The sequence below is a fragment of the Agrobacterium sp. LMR679 genome (assembly GCF_027157905.1).
In the GTDB taxonomy this organism is placed as follows: domain Bacteria; phylum Pseudomonadota; class Alphaproteobacteria; order Rhizobiales; family Rhizobiaceae; genus Agrobacterium; species Agrobacterium leguminum.
This window is the reverse complement of sequence record NZ_JAPVOJ010000002.1, coordinates 2704572-2723130: the sequence shown is the minus strand read 5'-3', so window position 1 is coordinate 2723130 and position 18559 is coordinate 2704572. Positions and strand designations below refer to the sequence as shown.

Genomic DNA, 18559 nt, shown 5'->3' with positions numbered 1-18559 from the left:
CCGGCGCTTTTCAGGGGTTCTGTAAATGAAGACACATGCACGGGCGGTGGTGATCGGTGGCGGCGTCGTTGGCGTTTCGACGCTTTATCATCTTGCCAAGAAGGGCTGGAGCGACAGCGTTCTCATCGAGCGCAAGGAGCTGACCTCGGGTTCCACCTGGCATGCGGCCGGGCTTTTGCCGCTGTTCAACATGAGCTATTCGGTTGGCCAGATTCATAAATATTCCGTGAAGTTTTATGAGGAGCTTCAGGAAGAGACCGGCATGAATGTCGGCTTCTCCAAGGTTTCGAATATCCGTCTCGCCCGCACCAAGGATCGCTGGGACGAATATATGTATTATGCCGGCATTGCCGAGACCATCGGCGTGCGCGTCAACATGCTGACGCCGGAGCAGGTGAAGGAAATCTGGCCGCTCTGCGAGACGGACGGCTTGCTCGGCGCCATCCAGCATCCCGATGACGGTTATATCCAGCCCGCCGATCTGACGCAGGCGCTCGCCAAGGGCGCGCGTGACCGCGGGGCGACGATCTATCGCAACACCACCGTCACCGCCATCGAGCAGCTGGAAGACGGTCACTGGAAGGTGACGACCGACAAGGGCGAGATCATCGCCGAACACATCATCTCCTGCACGGGTTCCTTTGCCCGCAAGACCGGCGAGATGGTCGGCATCAACATCCCGGTCATCCCTGTCGAGCATCAATATATCGTCACCGAGCCGCACCCGGCCATTCAGGAGCGTCGCCGCCAGGGCCTGCCGGAAATGGGCGTCCTGCGCGAATCCGACTCGGCCTGGTATATGCGCGAGGAAGCGGGCGGCCTGATCCTCGGTCCTTATGAAGTCGGCGCGCCGGTCTGTTATGTCGACGGTCCCTCCGACGACAGCGAATATGAGCTGTTCCAGGAAGAACTCGACCGCCTGATGCCGCATATCGAAACCGCCATGGTGCGTGTTCCGGCCTTTGGCGAAGTGGGCATCAAGAAGGTCTATAACGGCGCCATCGCCTATACGCCCGACGGCAACCCGATTGTCGGCCCCGCACCGGGCCTGAAGAATTTCTGGCTGAACGAAGGCCATTCCTTCGGCATCACCGCTGCCGGCGGCGCCGGCTGGCAGCTGGCCGAATGGATCGTCAATGGCGAGCCGACGCTCGACCTGATGGGTGTCGATCCGCGCCGCTTCGGCCCTTACGCCACGGAAGGCTACCTCATCGCCAAGAACGAGGAAGCCTATGCCAACGTCTTCACCATGCATTATCCGGACGAAGAGCGCTCCGCCGCCCGCCCGCTGAAGACGACGCCGGTTTATGACCGCCTGAAGAAGCTCGGCGGCGTGTTCGGCTCGGTCTATGGCTGGGAGCGTGCCAACTGGTATGCGCCGGAAGGTTATGCGCTGCGCGAAGAAGATCTCGGCGTCGGTGCGGATGTCATCACCAGCCACAACCATGCGCCGGCTCTGGAGGACGGCCGTATCGTCGAGAAATGGTCGTTCCGCCGCTCGAATTATTTCGAACATGTCGGCAACGAGGTGAAGAATGTCCACCAGAATGTCGGCGTGCTCGATATGTCGGCCTTCGCCAAGATGGAAGTGTCCGGTCCCGGCGCGCGGGCATGGCTCGACAGCATTCTCGCCAACATTGTGCCGAAGAAGCGCGGCCGTATCGCGCTCACCCATCTTCTGACGCCGAATGGCGGCGTGAAGGCGGAATTCACGGTTTATGAATGGGCGCCGGGCCGCTTCTACATGGTTTCGGCCGGTGGTCTCGAGGCGCATGATCATGACGTTCTGCGCCGCCTTGCGCCCACAGACGGTTCCGTGGTGCTGCAGCCGATCACGCAGAAATATGGCGTGCTGGTTCTGGCCGGTCCGAAGTCGCGCGATCTCCTGAAGAAGCTGACCCGCACCAGCCTTGAGAACAAGGATTTCCCCTGGCTCACCGGCAAGCAGATTTCCGTCGGCGTGGCGACGGCGCATGCGTTGCGCGTCAACTTCGTGGGCGAGCTTGGCTGGGAACTGCACCACCCGATCGAGATGCAGAACTACATCTTCGACCGGCTGATGGAAGCGGGTGCCGAATTCGGCATCAAGCCCTTCGGTATCCGCGCCATGGTCTCCATGTCGCTCGAAAAATCCTATCGCAACATGGGACGTGAACTGTCGGTCGAATATAACGCCTATGAATCGGGTCTCGACCGCTTCGTGCGCCCGGAAAAATCCTTCATCGGCCGCGATGCGCTGGTTGCTTACAAGGAAGGCGGCGCGAGATGGGTGTTCTCGACGCTCACCGTGTCAGGCAATACGGATGTCGATGCGCGCGGTTCGGAAGCGATCGTCGATGAAAACGGTGCGCTTGCCGGCCGTGTGACAAGCGGCGGTTTCGGCTGGCGTATGGGCAAATCCATCGCACTTGCCATGCTCAAGCCGGACTATGCAGCCGTGGGCACCAAGCTCAAAATCCGCATTCTCGGTACGTCCTATGATGCCGAAGTGGTGGAAGAGAGCCCGTTCGACACCGACAATGCGCTTCTGCGCGTATCAACCCATCCCCCTCCCAAAGTTGGAATACGGCCCCTCGTGGGCCGTATTTCCGTTTAGGTAAGCATGTGCTCAACTGCTTTTCCGGCAAAAGTGTTATTAATGATTCTGAAAAATGAGCCTGCTATCTTTCCCTGACATACGATGGGGGATCGGGGCAGAATGAATTTTCTAGGCATTACGGGCATGCAATATTCTGGCGTGCCTTTTACCAACAGCCGCATCTTGCTGGCGGAAGATACCAATGTATTCACCCAGATGGTGAGCATGCGCCTGAAGGAGCTGCTGGGCGTTACCGTGGAAGTGTGCCGCAATTTCGAGGAATTGCAGGCCTGTTACGAACATTCTCCCGAACCGGTGACGCTGGCCATTTCCAACATCAACCTGCCGGGGGCGGAAAAGGGCGAGGCGCTGGAATATCTGATCGATCTTTCGATCCCGACCATCGTTTTCACCAGCACCTTTCACGAGGGGACGCGCGAAACGCTGATCGCCAAGGATGTGGTTGATTATATCCTTAAGGACAATATTTTCGCCGTGGATATGCTGACGGAATCCGTCTGTCGCTTCCTCACCAATCATCGCCACCATGTGCTGATCGTCGATGACAGCCCGACGGCGCGGGCGCTGCTTTCGAGCCGCCTCAAGCGTTATAATTTCCGCGTCAGCCTGGCGGATAGCGGTGCGAAGGCACTCGATATCCTGAAGGCCAACCCCGATATCGGCCTCGTGGTGACCGATTACAACATGCCCGATATTGATGGTTTCGAACTGACGCGGCGCATCCGCACCGTGCGCGGGTCGCATGAGCTGCGCATCATCGGGGTGTCCTCCTCCACCAACCGGCTGCTTTCGGCGCGGTTCCTGAAGGCGGGCGGCAATGATTTCATGCTGCGCCCCTTCATCGACGAGGAGTTTTATTGCCGGGTCAACCAGAACCTCGATACGCTGGTGCAGATACAGCTGGCGAAAGCGGGGGTAAGGCCGGCGGCCTGAGCTTAGCTTTCCCCGTTAAAGCTGCGATTCAAACGGCAGGAAGCGCATGATGCCGGCGACGATGCGGCGGCTGATGGCGGCGTCGGGTTCGCGCCGGTAGGTTTTCGTGCGCCCCTGTTCTTCCGTCATCCAGACAATGTGCCTGCCTTTGTCGATTTCCAGCTCGAAGCTCATACTGCGGCGGATTTCGCCGGCAAATATCTCGTCCATACAGGCAACCAACGGCGCCGAGTTGAAGACGACGCCCATTTCCGTATTCAGTGAGGCGGAGCGTGGATCGAAATTGAGCGAGCCGATATAGCCGGTCCTGCCATCGCGGGTGAAAGCCTTGGTGTGCAGGCTCGCCTGTCCCGAGCCGCGCAGGGTGAAGTTGGACTGATCGGCCTGCGCGCGCAGCTCGTGCAGGCGCACCCCGCCCGAGAGAAGCGGTTTTCGGTAGCGGGCATAACCGGCATGGACGGCGGCCACATCTGTCGCGGCCAGCGAATTGGTGAGGATGGCGACCGACACGCCGTTTTCTGCGAGCTGTAGAAATATCCCCACGCCCTGTTTTCCGGGAATGAAATAGGGCGATGTGATGTGCAGGCTGTCGCTTGCCGCCTGCATCAGCGGCAGCAGGCTTTCCATCAGGAAGTTATGACCCTTGCGGCGTTTGCCCGCCGCTTTCTCGGGCGGATCGGCAAGGATATCCGCCGCCTCGACCCAGTGCAGGCGGTCCGACATCAGGAAATGGTCGCGGTCATATTGGCTTTCGATCCGCTCCAGATAGGGTTTGGCGGCCTCGCTTTTCGGCAGGGCATCCAGTTCGCGGCGCAATCTGGCGAGTTTGTTTGGCCGTCTTGCCAGCAGCGACCGCACGGGCACGGAAACTGCGCTGTTCCAGTAATCGTCGAAGATTTCGGTGGCGTCGGCGACGATGTCGCCGAAACCGAGAATATCGAAATCGTGGAAATTCGCGCGCTCGGCGGCGTCGAAATAGGCGTCGCCAATGTTGCGCCCGCCGACGATCACGGCCCGCCCGTCGGCAATCCAGGCCTTGTTGTGCATGCGCCGGTTGACGCTTCGGAAGCGCAGCACCAGCTCGATGCTGCGATGCAGGATGTTTTCCCGCGCCCGGGTGGGGTTGAACAGTCGCAACTCGATATTCGGATGGCTGTCGATGGCGTGGAAGATGCGGTCGGAGATGGAGACGCCGAGATCGTCGAGCAGCAGGCGCACGCGCACGCCGCGATCGGCGGCGGCGATGACTTCACGCATCATCAGCCGTCCGGTCAGATCGGCATTCCACATGTAATACATGAGATCGAGGCTGCGCCCGGCGGCACGCGCCGCCGCCACGCGCACCGCAAAGGCATCGAGGTTGGAATGCAGCAGGCAGAGCGCATTCTTCTCGTTCCAGCCGTTTCTTATCGATTGCCAGTGCCGGTCCAGCGTCGTCGCGTCTTCCGCAAGGGGCAGGGCGGTGGAGGGGCGCTTGGGAATGGCCTTTTCCCGCTGCTTGCCGATGACGACAAACAGGCTCGGCCCGATGACCATAAGAAGAATGACGATGAAGACCGTAAATGCAGTCACTTGTTTTGATCGCTCCCGGCCCGAAGAGTATCAGGCGGGATGAAAACGCGCGAGGGGATAAAGCGTTCACCGCACCTCGTGCCTTCGGCGTGAAAAAGGCGCGTTTTCTACGCGCCGAAAGGGCTTGTGAATCACATAAGTGTGTGCTTATGTATTGTCATGACAGAGAACGATATTTTCCGGGCGCTGGCCGATCCGACGCGACGCGCCATTTTCGAAAAGCTGGCGGATGGCGCCATGAACGCTTCCGCCCTGCGTGAGGGGATCGAGATCAGCCAGCCGGCCATGTCGCAGCATCTTTCGGTGTTGCGCGGGGCAGGGTTGGTGGTTGAGAAGCGGCAGGGCCGTTTCGTCAATTATGAAGTGGATCCGGACGGGCTGACGCGCATTGCGGCCTGGCTTGGCAAATATCGCGCCTACTGGCCGCAGCGCATTGAGGCTCTCAAACTCCTGCTGAAGGATATGGACCAATGAACAGGCAGACACCGGAAGCGCCGAAAAACGGCATCGAGCTTGAATATGATCTGGACGAGCCGCCGCAAAAGGTCTGGCGCGCCATCAGCATTCCGGCGTTTCGTGAAAACTGGCTGCCGAAGGAGGCTTTGGCGGAACCCGAGGCGGTCGATATCAAGCCCGGCGAGGAGGTGCGCTACCGGCTGCGCGAGGATAATCCGCCATTTCTGGAAAGCACCGTCACCTTCAGGATCGCGGCGAATGCCCATGGCGGCACCAGCCTGCGCATCATTCACGACCTGCCCGTCAATACCGGCCGGATGATAAAGGCCGCCGCAAACCACAACGGTTCGCCGATCAAGCTCGCCGCCTGATCCGGAACGTTCCCCGACATTTCAACGACAGGAGTTCGCCGATGCGCGAAGCGATGCAACTCGTCCCTATGGTAGTCGAACAATCGTCTAGGGGAGAAAGGTCTTTCGATATCTATTCCCGGCTGTTGCGGGAAAGGATCATCTTCCTCAACGGTGAGGTGAACGATGCGGTTTCGGCGCTGGTCTGCGCGCAATTGCTGTTTCTCGAGGCGGAAAACCCGAAGAAACCGATCCATCTCTATATCAATTCGCCGGGCGGCGTGGTGACCAGCGGTCTCGCCATGTATGACACCATGCATTACATCCGCGCACCCGTTCATACGCTCTGCATGGGAACGGCCCGCTCCATGGGATCGTTTCTGCTGATGGCGGGTGAACCGGGCGAGCGGAGCGCCCTTCCCAATGCCAGTATCCACATTCATCAACCGCTGGGCGGTTTTCAGGGGCAGGCGTCGGACATGCTGATCCATGCCGAAGAGATGCGGCAGACCAAGCATCGTATGACGCGGCTTTATTCCGAACATTGCAAACGGAGCTATGAAAAATTCGAAGCGGCCATGGACCGGGATTTTTTCATGACGGCGGAGCAAGCTCTGGAATGGGGCCTGATCGATCGCATTCTGGGCGTTCGTGAGGATGTCGCGGCATAAGCCGGACGCTTATTCGGATTTCCTGCTGTTATTGGCGCCCACAGGAGCGCTTCGTTCGCGAAATCGCCGACGATATGGGTGGTGGAAAAGGGGGAGCGATCCATACCGGTGACATCATGCTTGCCGGCAAAGGCGCTGAAAATCGCGCGGCCGACCCGACCGGAACTGCCCGTCAGCACTATCCGCATGATATTCCGCGCCCCATCGACATAGCTAATACGAGGCCCATTGAGGGGATCGCAACCTGCCCTCATACGCGACGTCATCCTTGGGCTTGTCCCAAGGATCTAATCGCGTCCAATTAAATCGAGACGTTGCAGATGCTCGGGACAGGCCCGAGCATGACGGAAGAGAGCGTTCCGTACTTTCTCCGCAATCTGACGGCAGCTGGGCGAGCCGTCCCAAAACCCATCCGGATGATCAGATATCCAGATTATCCGCAAACGCCGCCCGTTCCTGAATGAAACGGAAGCGGGCATCGGCCTTGGTGCCCATCAGATTGTCGACGGCCTCGCGGGTGCCTTCAAAATCCACGTCGTCGATCTCGACGCGCAGCAGGGTGCGCTTTTCGGGGTCCATGGTGGTTTCCTTCAGCTGCTGGGCCATCATTTCGCCGAGGCCCTTGAAGCGGCCGATTTCGACCTTCTTGCCCTTGAAGACGGTTTCCATCAGCTCGGCGCGGTGGGCGTCGTCGCGGGCATAGGCGCTCTTGGCGCCCTGGCGAATGACGTAGAGTGGCGGCACTGCCAGATAGAGGTGATTGCCGCGAATGAGTTCCGGCATTTCCTGATAGAAGAAGGTGATGAGCAGCGAGGCGATATGGGCACCGTCGACGTCGGCATCGGTCATGATGATGATGCGCTCATAGCGCAAATCTTCTTCGCGGTACTTGGTGCGGGTGCCGCAGCCGAGCGCCTGGATGAGATCGGCGATCTGCTGGTTGGCGGAGAGTTTTTCGCGGCTGGCGCTGCCGACGTTGAGGATTTTGCCGCGCAGCGGCAGGATGGCCTGGTTGGCGCGGTTGCGCGCCTGCTTGGCCGAGCCGCCGGCCGAGTCGCCCTCGACGATGAAAAGCTCAGCGCCTTCTGCGGTGTTCTGGGCGCAATCCGCCAGCTTGCCGGGCAGGCGCAGCTTGCGCACGGCGGTCTTGCGGTTGACTTCCTTTTCCTTGCGGCGGCGCAGGCGCTCTTCGGCCCGCTCGATCACCCAGTCGAGCAGCTTCGCCGCTTCGCCCGGATTGCCGGCGAGATAATGGTCGAAGGGATCGCGCAGCGCGTTTTCGACGGTGCGCTGAGCCTCGACGGTGGCGAGCTTGTCCTTGGTCTGGCCGACGAATTCCGGCTCGCGGATGAAGACGGAAAGCATGCCGGCGGCCGAGATCATCACGTCATCCGTGGTGATGTCCTTGGCGCGCTTGTTCTGCGTTAGGTCCGCATAATTCTTCAGGCCCTTGGTGAGCGCGATGCGCAGGCCGGCCTCATGCGTGCCGCCTTCGGGCGTCGGAATGGTGTTGCAATAGGAATGGATCTGCGTATCGCCGCCATACCAGGTGACGGCCCATTCCAGCGCGCCGTGGCCGCCGGTCTTTTCCGTGCGGCCGGAGAAAATCTCGCGGGTGACGGTGAATTCCTTGCCGAGCGTGGCGGCAAGATAATCCTTCAGGCCGCCTGGGAAATGGAACACGGCCTTTTCGGGGATTTCGCCGCCGGCCCGGCACCATGCCGGGATCGCAGCTCCAGCGGATTTCGACGCCGCCGAAGAGATAGGCTTTGGAGCGGGCCATGCGGAAGATGCGGGCCGGTTCGAATTTCGCGTGATCGCCAAAGATTTGCGGATCGGGATGGAAACGAACGCGGGTGCCGCGGCGATTGTGCACGTCGCCCAGCTCTTCCAGCGGACCGATCGGCAGGCCGCGCGAGAAACGCTGGCGGTAAAGCTTGCGGTTACGGGCCACTTCCACTTCGAGAAGATCGGAAAGCGCATTGACCACGGAAACGCCGACGCCGTGCAGGCCGCCCGATGTCTCATAGGCCTTGCCGTCGAATTTGCCGCCGGCGTGCAGCTTGGTCATGATGACTTCGAGCGTTGACTTGCCGGGAACCTGGGGGTGGTTTTCCACCGGAATGCCGCGGCCATTGTCGGTGACCGTCAGGAAACCTTCGGCGTCGAGGTGAACCTCGATGAAATTGGCGTGGCCGGCGACGGCCTCGTCCATAGAGTTGTCGATGACTTCGGCGAAGAGATGGTGCAGCGCCTTCTCATCGGTGCCGCCAATATACATGCCGGGGCGCATGCGCACCGGCTCCAGCCCTTCTAGCACGCGGATCGAGGACGCGCCGTAGTCGTCACCGGATGGTGATACGGGGGCGGGCGGCGTCACGGCCGCAACGGCTGCGGGTTTCGGCTGCACATTCGCGTTGGCGGCCGCGGTCACCGGCGTCTTTGCGGTGTCCTCGTTCGTTTCCGTATCGCTGTTTCGTGCTGCCGGAAGACCGGAGAAGAGATCGTTGCTGTCGTCCATCATGTCCAAAGTTCAAAAGCGTGTGTCAGAATTTCGCCATGCGAATCATTATGCCAATAGCGTCAATCATAACGCCAAACGCGGTTCCCGTCCGATTTGAAGTGGGTCCGTCTGGCAAACGCGGCGCATCCTATGCCACGATTGTGTCAGGGTTTCGCAACAGGAGGATTGCGCTGGCGAGGTTGCAATGGCAAGTCTCGCAGCCACGAATGAACGGTTAGCCAAGGCATGTCCACAGCTCATTTCACGTTTTGTACTCTTTTCAGCCTGACTGTTGCGGCCATGCCGGTTGCAGCCTTCGCCTCTGACGGGCCGCTGCGGCCGTTCAAGGATGAGCTGTTTTCCGCCCAGACGGTGCTTTCCACCGGCGATGGCGGCGCGTCCGACGTCATCGAATATCAGGAGATGCGCGATATCAACGGCCGCGACGAGGTGCCCGAGCGGCGGGTGAAACGGCAATATGTCGATATGACGCCGAAGAAGGCGCAGGCGCTGGAAACCGTTTCCGTTGAGGGCAGGGCGCTTGAGGTCGGCCGCGTCGGGCCGGCGAGCGGGCAGGCCTTCACCGTCATATTCATTCACGGGCGCGGCGGCGACCGGCGGCTCGGCATGAACGACTATACGTTCGGCGGCAATTTCAACCGGCTGAAAAACCTCGCTGTGGCCAATGGCGGCACCTATTATGTGCCGAGCGTGCGCTCCTTCGATGAAAACGGCGTTGCCGATGTTGCGGCGCTGATTGCCGATGCGGCCAAAAAATCGGGCGGCAAGCCTGTCATTTTGGCCTGTGCCTCGATGGGCAGTTTCATCTGCTACGGCATCAGCCGCGACACGGCTGCCGTCGCCAATCTCAAGGGCATGGCGATCCTCGGCGGTGCGGTCGATCCGGATTTTCCGAAAAGTGCCTTTGCCAGGGCGAAGAAGCCGGTCTGGTTCACCCATGGCAGCGCCGACAAGGTCTATTCGGCCGATCAGCAGGCGACGATCTTCCGTTCCTTGCTGAAGGCCGGCGAGCCGGCGCGGTTCACGCGGTATGAGAGTGGCAGCCACGGCACACCGGTGCGCATGACCGACTGGCGGGTGGTTTTGAACTGGATTTTGAGCCGCTGAGGCCGCTGTTTCGGGTCAGCGGCGGCGAATTTTCAGAAATTGGCCGTTGTTTCGAACCTTCGAGCCGCTTTTTTGTACCATTTATTGCCGGGGCCGTTTAAAGGAATATCCCGGGATTTCCGGCAGTGTTTCTGTCGCGATTATGGGCCGTGATACGGCTGAGGGAAGGGGCGCCGCCACAGGCGGCCTCAAGACAAAGGGAATGGGATACGCATGACGCCGAATGTTCGACCGCTTGTTGCCGGAAACTGGAAGATGAACGGCACCCGTGCCTCGCTCGATCAGATCAAGGCCATGGCAGAGGGCGTCAAGGGCGCACTGTCTGAAAAGGTGGATGCGCTGATCTGCCCGCCCTCGACATTGCTCTACGTGGCAACGGCGCTGTGCGATGACAGCCCGCTGATGATCGGCGCGCAGGATTGCCACCAGAACGCCTCCGGCGCGCATACCGGCGATATTTCCGCCGAGATGATCGCCGACTGCTTCGGCACCCATGTCATCGTCGGCCATTCCGAGCGCCGCACCGACCATGCAGAGACGGATCATCTGGTGCGCGCCAAAGCCGTGGCCGCCCATCAGGCCGATCTCATCGCCATCGTCTGCATTGGCGAGACCGCGGATGAGCGCAAGGCTGGCCAGACGCTCGATATCCTCAAGCGGCAGCTTGCCGGCTCCCTGCCGGATGAAGCGACGGCTGAAAACACCGTCATCGCCTATGAGCCTGTCTGGGCAATCGGCACGGGTCTGACACCCACCGTGGAGGATGTGCGCGAGGCCCACGCCTTCATGCGCGACGAACTCGTCAAGCGCTTCGGTGAGGCCGGCAAGACCATGCGCATCCTCTATGGCGGCTCGGTAAAGCCCGCCAATGCACTGGAACTGATGGGCGTCGAGAACGTGGATGGCGCGCTGATCGGCGGCGCGAGCTTGAAAGCCGCAGACTTCCTGTCCATCTATGCGGCATACGAGCAACTGACGGCCTGAGACAGGTTTTCCTGTTACAGATGGCGGGAAAGGGGCTTGGAATAAGCCTTCGCCTCATGTAAAGAGCCGCGAAACCTTCTTTGTAGTGCTCCGCGCGGGGCATGGAATGGATTGTCATGCAGACCGTTTTGATTGTTATTCACCTCATGATCGTGCTGGCGCTTGTCGGCGTGGTCCTGATCCAGCGTTCCGAAGGCGGCGGCCTCGGTATCGGCGGCGGTTCGGGCTTCATGTCCGCGCGCGGAACGGCCAATGCGCTGACGCGCACCACGGCGATCCTTGCCGCGCTGTTCTTCGCGACCTCGCTCGGCCTCGGTCTTCTGACGCGCTACGAATCGCGCCCGACCGACATTCTGAACCGTATTCCGGCCACGCAGGGCCAGGGTAACGGCATTCTCGATACGCTCGGCCCGGCGACGACGCCGTCGACGCCCGCTCCGGCTGAAAATGGCGTTCCGACCAATGGTGCAGCCGCACCGGCTCAGACGACCCCGGCTCCGGCCGCTTCCGGCACGGCCGCTCCGGCCCCGGCGCAGCCCGCCGATCCGAACGCAGTTCCGACCGGTCAATAAGCCCGGTTTTGATTTAACGCTCCGGCAGGCCAAAAGCCTGCCGGTTTTCTTTTGTTCGCATTCCGGCCTGACCCATCGCAAATTCGTCAACAGCGAATTTTCGAAAGCATGAAATTTGGGCTGGCGGAATCAGAGGTAAAAAGGTATCCGGTGAATCCCATGGCGCGATATGTATTCATCACAGGCGGCGTGGTCTCCTCTCTAGGCAAGGGCATCGCCGCGGCAGCACTCGGAGCTTTGTTGCAATCCCGTGGTTATCGGGTGCGGCTTCGTAAACTCGACCCCTATCTGAACGTCGATCCCGGGACCATGAGCCCGACACAGCACGGCGAAGTGTTCGTGACGGATGACGGTGCCGAGACGGACCTCGACCTTGGCCACTATGAACGCTTTACCGGGCGTTCGGCCACCAAGACCGACAACATCACCACCGGTCGCATCTACAAGAACATCATCGACAAGGAACGGCGCGGCGATTATCTCGGCGCAACGGTTCAGGTCATTCCGCATGTCACCAACGAGATCAAGGATTTCGTGATTGAAGGCAATGACGACTACGACTTCGTCATCTGCGAGATTGGCGGCACGGTGGGTGACATCGAGGCGATGCCGTTCATGGAAGCGATCCGTCAGCTCGGCAACGACCTGCCGCGCGGCACGGCGATCTATCTTCACCTGACGCTGATGCCCTATATTCCGGCAGCTGGCGAATTGAAGACCAAGCCGACCCAGCATTCCGTGAAAGAACTGCAGGCGCTCGGCATTCACCCCGACATTCTGCTGGTGCGTGCTGACCGGGAAATTCCGGAAGCCGAACGCCGCAAGCTTTCGCTGTTCTGCAACGTGCGTCCTTCCGCCGTCATCCAGGCGCTGGATGTGGCGAATATCTATGACGTTCCGATAGCCTACCACAAGGAAGGTCTCGATTCGGAAGTGCTGGCCGCTTTCGGCATCGAGCCGGCGCCCAAGCCGCGTCTGGAGCCCTGGGAAGAGGTCTGCAACCGCATCCGCACGCCGGAAGGCGAAGTGACGATTGCTATCGTCGGCAAATATACCGGCCTCAAGGATGCCTATAAGTCGCTGATCGAGGCGCTGCATCACGGCGGCTTTGCCAATCGCGTCAAGGTCAAGCTGGAGTGGATCGAGTCCGAGGTCTTCGAAAAGGAAGACCCGACGCCCTATCTCGAAAAGGTCAACGGCATTCTGGTGCCCGGCGGCTTCGGTGAGCGCGGTTCGGAAGGCAAGATCATGGCGGCGCAGTTCGCTCGTGAGCGCAACGTGCCCTATTTCGGCATCTGCTTCGGCATGCAGATGGCGGTCGTGGAAGCGGCCCGTCACCTTGCCGGCATCGAAAATGCCTCCTCCACCGAATTCGGCCCGACGTCCGAGCCGGTCGTTGGCCTGATGACCGAATGGGTGAAGGGCAACGAGCTGGAGAAGCGTTCCTCCAAGGGCGATCTCGGCGGCACGATGCGTCTCGGCGCCTACAAGGCGGCGCTGAAGAAAGACACCAAGATCGCCGATATCTACGGCACGACGGATATTTCCGAGCGCCACCGCCACCGCTACGAGGTGAATGTGGACTACAAGGATCGGCTGGAAGAATGCGGCCTCGTCTTCTCGGGCATGTCTCCGGATGGTGTCCTGCCGGAAACGGTGGAATATCCCGATCACCCGTGGTTCATCGGCGTTCAGTACCACCCGGAACTGAAGAGCCGTCCGCTCGATCCGCATCCGCTGTTTGCGAGCTTCATCGAAGCGGCAGTGGAGCAGAGCCGGCTGGTTTGACGGTTTGAATGATTACGGAGAGGGCCGCTTTTGCGGCCCTTTTTTATTGGGGTGGCAACAGGTCTCAAGACGCGCGGTGCGATGGATTGCCGGGAGGCCTCATGCCAGAAAGTTCTGCTTCCGCAACCACGCCTCATACCAGTTTGGCCATGCCTCTGTTGGGGTGCCGGCCTTGCCCATGCCGAAGCCGTGGCCGCCGGATGCGACCGGATGAAACTCGACATCCACGCCAGCCTTTTCACAGGCCTCCCGCATGATACGGCTGTTGGCGGGATTGGAAATCCGGTCGTCATCCGCCTGTGTGAGGAAGACCGGAGGGCAGTCTTTGCTCACATGGCTTTCCACCGACCATTCCCGCGTTGCCTCGTCTGCCGGGTGTCTGCCGACAAGCGATCTGCGGGTTGATGTGCGGTCATAGGGTGCTGCAAGCGTGATGACCGGATAGATCAGAGCCGCAACATCCGGCCGGGCTGATTGCCTGTCGATCTCATCTACGCCTTCGTAAGATGTGAAGGCCGAGCGGGCGGCGGCAAGCCCCATCAGGTGCCCGCCTGCAGAAAAACCAAGCGCGCCGATCCTGTGCGGATCGATCTGCCATTCCGGGGCGCGTGCACGTACCAGACGAAATGCGCGCTGCACATCCTGAAGCGGTGCCAGCGGTCCGGCCGCCCATCCTTCGATCGGCAGGCGGTAGCTGAGGACAAAAGCATAAATGCCCCTGGCCGCGAGCCAGCGCGCGGCGGGATAGGACTCCTTGCCTTCCTCGATGCGCTTATATCCGCCACCACCGGCTATGATCATTGCAGACCCATTGGGCCTGTCAGGGGCAAATACCTCAAGGCTCGGTATGGCGATATTGGTGACGGCGCCTTTTTCGCTGATATCCGCGGGACCATCCGGACCGTCGCCACCGGGCGGCAGGTCGGGCCAAAGGGCGATACGAGGCCGATTGTCCTCAGCAAGCAGATTTGGGACTTTCATCGCCGTGGCGAGGAATGCGCCGGCAAGAAGCAGGCTGCGGCGGCAGATCATGATGTCATCCTCAATCGGGCATTTGGCTCCGGCATTATCCCGGAAGAGCAGTTTATGAGGACGATATAAAAAACCAACAGGTCAATATGGGGGCAGCCCGATATTCCGGCCCGGGCCACCCATGTCACGGCTTCCCCGCGCCGCGTCAATCGAACAAACAAAAACGGGCCCGAAGGCCCGTTTCCATGTCCGTTGAATATGGTTGGCTCACTTCGGGCCGATCATGTTTTCCGGGCGCACATACTGGTCGAATTCCTCATTGGTGAGGTATCCGCCGCCGACGGTTTCTTCGCGCAGGGTCGTGCCGTTCTTGTGCGCGGTCTTGGCGATCTTGGCGCAGATGTCGTAGCCGAGCTTGCTGTTCAGCGCCGTCACCAGCATCAGCGAGTTCTCGACGCCCTTTTTGATGTTGTCTTCGCGGGCCTCGATGCCGACGACGCAATTGTCGGTGAAGGAGACGGCGGCATCGCCCAGAAGCTGGACCGACTGCAGGAAGTTGTAGGCCATCATCGGGTTATAGACATTGAGCTCGAAGTGGCCCTGCGAACCGGCGAAGGACAGTGCTGCATTGTTGCCGAAGATGTGGGCGCACACCTGCGTCAGCGCTTCCGACTGGGTGGGGTTGACCTTGCCCGGCATGATCGACGAGCCAGGCTCGTTTTCCGGCAGCGACAATTCGCCGAGGCCGGCGCGCGGGCCGGAGCCGAGGAAGCGGATGTCGTTGGCGATCTTGAACAGCGCAGCAGCGGCCGCATTGATCGCGCCATGCGAGAAGACCATGGAATCGTGCGAGGCGAGCGCCTCGAACTTGTTCGGCGCGGTCACGAAGGGCAGGCCGGTGATCTTGGAGATTTCCTCGGCGACCTTTTCGGCGAAGCCGATGGGAGCGTTGAGGCCCGTGCCGACGGCGGTGCCGCCCTGGGCGAGCTTGGAGAGCGCGGGCAGGGTGGTTTCGATATTGGCGATGGCAGATGCGACCTGCGCGGCGTAGCCGGAGAATTCCTGGCCTAGCGTCAGCGGTGTGGCGTCCTGGGTGTGGGTGCGGCCGATCTTGATGATCTTTTCGAACTGCTTGACCTTGGCTTCCAGCGCCTTGTGCAGGTGCTTGAGGGCGGGCAGCAGGTGATGAACGATCTCTTCCACGCAGGCGATGTGCATCGCGGTGGGATAGGTGTCGTTCGAGGACTGGCTCATATTGACGTGGTCATTGGGGTGGACGGGCTTCTTGGTGCCCATCTCGCCGCCGAGCATCTCGATTGCGCGGTTGGAAATCACCTCATTGGCATTCATGTTGGACTGGGTGCCGGAGCCGGTCTGCCAGACGACGAGCGGGAAATGCTCCGTCAGCTTGCCATCGATGACTTCCTGCGCGGCGGCGATGATGGCGTCGCCGACCTTGGGGTCGAGACCAGCCAGCGCCATGTTGGCGCGGGCTGCGGCCTGCTTGACGATGCCGAGCGCGCGAACGACAGAGGCGGGCTGCTTTTCCCAGCCGATCTTGAAGTTGCCGAGCGAGCGCTGCGCCTGCGCGCCCCAGTAGCGATCGGCCTGAACTTCAATGGGTCCAAATGTATCGGTTTCCGTCCGTGTGGCTGTCATCAATCTTGCCTTTTTACTCGTTTTCCTCCGCCAAAACGGCGCCTTCGCCCGCCTTGCGCGGCCGATATATAGAATCATCGCGCCGGCAATGAAAGCGCTGCAATGCAGCGGAGGCAGATATTTCCCGCCGCGCAAAAGCGATTTCGCCGTCTGGCGCGGCGCGGGGTGAAAAAGGTGCCGGCGTGTCATTTTTACTACGACGCGAAATGGCTGGAAAACCGGGCTTTCCGGGGGGCTGGGAAGGTCGGGCGGGGCAGGGCAAAGTAAATGAAATAAATGGAAATTTAACCATTCTCGCCAATTCTGGAAATTACGTTTTTACGGCTTTGGCTGTATCATAAGGTTCATTTCGGCACGGTTGTGGGCTTTTTCGCGTTTTCTTTTCAACGGGCCGTCGATCGGCTAGACAGGCATGAAACTGATGCCCGCCCTTTCGCTGGCGGTGCTGGGTGCTACGAGGATCAAATTGCAAGTCACATCTGGAAAAACATCGGCAGCACTGGTGCTGGCTCTCGGTCTTTCCGTTTCCACCGCTCTTCCCGGCAGCGCCGGTGCGGTAACGCTGATGGACCTCCTGCGCGGCGGCCCTGGCAAGATCGCGCGCGATCGCGGTGAGTTGCCGCCGGCCGGCATCGTTACCTCGCCCCCCGGATCGAGTGCCGGCCAAAGTGCCGATGCTTCCGATCCCGAGCCGCTGCCGCGTGTTTCCGGCCCGCGCTATTACGACTACAAGGCGGATACGGCCCGTGCGGTGAACACGGCGAATTTCGGTGAAGGCCTTGCCAATCTGAAGTTCAGCGCCACCCCCGAGATCGCCAAGGCGCTGGAAGCCTATTACGGCGCCGGCGGCAAGACGCTCTGGGTTTCGCAAGGCGAGCTGACCGCGCGCGCCAATGCTGTCATCGCCTTTCTGGAGACGGTCGGTGAAAGCGGCCTCGATCCGGCCGATTACAGCATTTCGCCACCGGCAAAGGATGTGACGGCCAGCATCAGCAACGCTTCCGGTTCGGCTGCGACCGGTACGCCGGTAGAGACGGCCTCGGCGCCCGTGTCCGATGCCTATCAGCGGGCGCAGATGCAGTTCGAGCTGGCGCTTTCCGCCAAGGTTCTCGCCTATGTGCAGGATACGGCCCGTGGCCGTGTCGATCCGAACCGGCTTTCCGGCTATCATGATTTCAAGCGCAAGACGGTGAACCTCGCACCGGTGCTGAAGCTTGCGGGCCTGAGCCCCGATGTTGCCGCCTATCTACGTAGCCGCGAACCGTCGGGCGCCGAATATCTGGCGCTGAAGGCGGAGCTTGCCCGCCTGCGTGGTGAGGGCGATGCGGCGCATGTCGTCCGCGTTCCCGCCGATCTGGTGCTGAAGCCCGGCAACAGCAGTGCGGATATGGCCAATGTCGTCAAGGCCATCGAGCATCGCGCTTCGCCCGCCTTCAAGGCCGAACATGCGGCGATCATTTCCGCTTACCAGCAGACGCCGGATTATACGCCCGATCTCGTCGATCTGGTGAAGGCGTTCCAGAGCGAAAACGGCCTGAAACCCGATGGCGTGATCGGTCGCGCCACCGTGCGCGCCATGGTCGGCGAAAGCAATGACGCGAAGATCGTCAAGGTGCAGGTGGCCATGGAACAGGTCCGCTGGCTGCCGGCCGATCTCGGTCAGCGTTATGTCTTCATCAACCAGCCCGCTTTCATGGCCTATTACCACAATGATGGCGTGGAACAGTTCGGCATGAAGGTCGTCGTCGGCTCCAAGGCCAACCAGACCTATTTCTTCCAGGACGAAATCCAGACCGTCGAGTTCAACCCCTATTGGGGCGTGCCGCAGTCGATCATCGTCAACGAGATGCTGCCGAAGCTGCGCCGCGATCCGTCCTATCTCGACCGGCTGGGTTATGAGGTTCAGGTGGGCGGCCGCGCGGTCTCCTCCACCAGCGTCAACTGGTATGGCTCCACCAACGCCGTTTCCGTGCGCCAGCCACCGAGCAGCGACAATGCGCTGGGCGACCTGAAAATCCTGTTCCCCAATGCGCATGCCATCTACATGCACGACACACCGGCCAAGAGCTTCTTCAACCGCGACATGCGGGCGCTGAGCCATGGCTGTATCCGTCTGGTCGATCCGCGCCGCATGGCTGCCGCCGTTCTTGGCACCAGCGTCGACAAGGTCGGCGAGCAGATCGCCTCCGGCAAGAACCGCGCCGTGCAGGTGCCGGAGAAGGTTCCGGTCTACGTGGCCTATTTCACCGCCTGGCCGGACAAGGACGGCAAGGTGCAGTTCTTCGACGATGTGTATGACCGCGACAGCTATGTGCAGAAGGCGTTCGCCGTGACGACGAAGGCGCGGGCCGCGTCGATCTGATCAGGATAGC

General features: G+C 60.6%; 13 protein-coding genes and 1 pseudogene. 10 read left to right on the top strand and 4 right to left on the bottom strand.

Annotated elements, in window-relative coordinates; translation table 11 throughout:
• Positions 1 to 25: 25 nt before the first annotated feature.
• Both O3W47_RS23945 and O3W47_RS23940 read left to right on the top strand, forming a co-directional pair.
• Positions 26 to 2596 carry a GcvT family protein gene (locus tag O3W47_RS23945; RefSeq protein ID WP_269314737.1) on the top strand — a complete coding sequence of 857 codons (2571 nt, stop codon included), beginning with the start codon at positions 26 to 28 and terminating at the stop codon, positions 2594 to 2596.
• A 102-nt stretch (positions 2597 to 2698) separates the two neighbouring features.
• On the top strand, positions 2699 to 3532 hold the full coding sequence (locus tag O3W47_RS23940) for a response regulator (RefSeq protein ID WP_120947574.1): 834 nt from the start codon (positions 2699 to 2701) through the stop codon (positions 3530 to 3532).
• A 15-nt stretch (positions 3533 to 3547) separates the two neighbouring features.
• Here the strand turns inward: O3W47_RS23940 and O3W47_RS23935 are convergent, their stop codons facing one another.
• A complete protein-coding gene (locus tag O3W47_RS23935; RefSeq protein ID WP_269314736.1) occupies positions 3548 to 5104 on the bottom strand; it encodes a phospholipase D family protein in 1557 nt (518 codons plus the stop codon).
• A 159-nt stretch (positions 5105 to 5263) separates the two neighbouring features.
• Here O3W47_RS23935 and O3W47_RS23930 point away from each other — a divergent pair, with 159 nt between their 5' ends.
• From O3W47_RS23930 to O3W47_RS23920, 3 genes are read left to right on the top strand one after another with little or no spacing between them, the layout of a single operon-like run.
• On the top strand, positions 5264 to 5578 hold the full coding sequence (locus O3W47_RS23930; protein WP_003524773.1) for an ArsR/SmtB family transcription factor: 315 nt from the start codon (positions 5264 to 5266) through the stop codon (positions 5576 to 5578).
• The gene (locus O3W47_RS23925; protein WP_262535371.1) at positions 5575 to 5931 is read left to right on the top strand and encodes an SRPBCC family protein; all 357 of its coding nucleotides are present in this window, start codon (positions 5575 to 5577) and stop codon (positions 5929 to 5931) included. Before O3W47_RS23930 ends, O3W47_RS23925 begins: the two co-directional genes overlap by 4 nt.
• A 41-nt stretch (positions 5932 to 5972) precedes the next feature.
• Positions 5973 to 6581, top strand: a complete 609-nt coding sequence (locus tag O3W47_RS23920; RefSeq protein WP_137451900.1) for an ATP-dependent Clp protease proteolytic subunit — start codon at positions 5973 to 5975, stop codon at positions 6579 to 6581.
• A gap of 420 nt (positions 6582 to 7001) precedes the next feature.
• On the opposite strand, the pseudogene parE reads toward O3W47_RS23920, so the two are convergent.
• Positions 7002 to 9105: pseudogene (gene parE, locus O3W47_RS23915) on the bottom strand (DNA topoisomerase IV subunit B).
• A 225-nt stretch (positions 9106 to 9330) separates the two neighbouring features.
• On the opposite strand from parE, the gene O3W47_RS23910 reads away from it, so the two are divergent.
• The 4 genes from O3W47_RS23910 (at position 9331) to O3W47_RS23895 (ending at position 13556) form a co-directional block, all read left to right on the top strand.
• Positions 9331 to 10212 (top strand): alpha/beta fold hydrolase, encoded by an 882-nt coding sequence (locus O3W47_RS23910; protein WP_137451902.1) that lies wholly within the window; start codon positions 9331 to 9333, stop codon positions 10210 to 10212.
• A 213-nt stretch (positions 10213 to 10425) separates the two neighbouring features.
• Complete coding sequence (gene tpiA, locus O3W47_RS23905) at positions 10426 to 11196, top strand: triose-phosphate isomerase (protein WP_137451903.1); 771 nt, start codon at positions 10426 to 10428, stop codon at positions 11194 to 11196.
• A 116-nt stretch (positions 11197 to 11312) separates the two neighbouring features.
• Positions 11313 to 11768, top strand: a complete 456-nt coding sequence (gene secG, locus O3W47_RS23900; protein ID WP_003524802.1) for a preprotein translocase subunit SecG — start codon at positions 11313 to 11315, stop codon at positions 11766 to 11768.
• Between the two features lie 159 nt (positions 11769 to 11927).
• Positions 11928 to 13556, top strand: coding sequence for a CTP synthase (locus O3W47_RS23895; protein ID WP_065116217.1), 1629 nt, complete (start codon positions 11928 to 11930; stop codon positions 13554 to 13556).
• A 99-nt stretch (positions 13557 to 13655) separates the two neighbouring features.
• Here the strand turns inward: O3W47_RS23895 and O3W47_RS23890 are convergent, their stop codons facing one another.
• Together O3W47_RS23890 and fumC are read right to left on the bottom strand one after the other, a co-directional pair.
• Complete coding sequence (locus tag O3W47_RS23890) at positions 13656 to 14588, bottom strand: alpha/beta hydrolase (protein WP_137451905.1); 933 nt, start codon at positions 14586 to 14588, stop codon at positions 13656 to 13658.
• Between the two features lie 207 nt (positions 14589 to 14795).
• Entirely contained in the window at positions 14796 to 16187 is a 1392-nt protein-coding gene (gene fumC / locus O3W47_RS23885) for a class II fumarate hydratase (RefSeq protein ID WP_137451906.1), read from the bottom strand.
• 502 nt (positions 16188 to 16689) lie between these two features.
• Between fumC and O3W47_RS23880 the strand changes: the two genes are divergently transcribed.
• On the top strand, positions 16690 to 18549 hold the full coding sequence (locus tag O3W47_RS23880; protein ID WP_162936776.1) for a L,D-transpeptidase family protein: 1860 nt from the start codon (positions 16690 to 16692) through the stop codon (positions 18547 to 18549).
• The last annotated feature ends 10 nt before the right edge of the window (positions 18550 to 18559 follow it).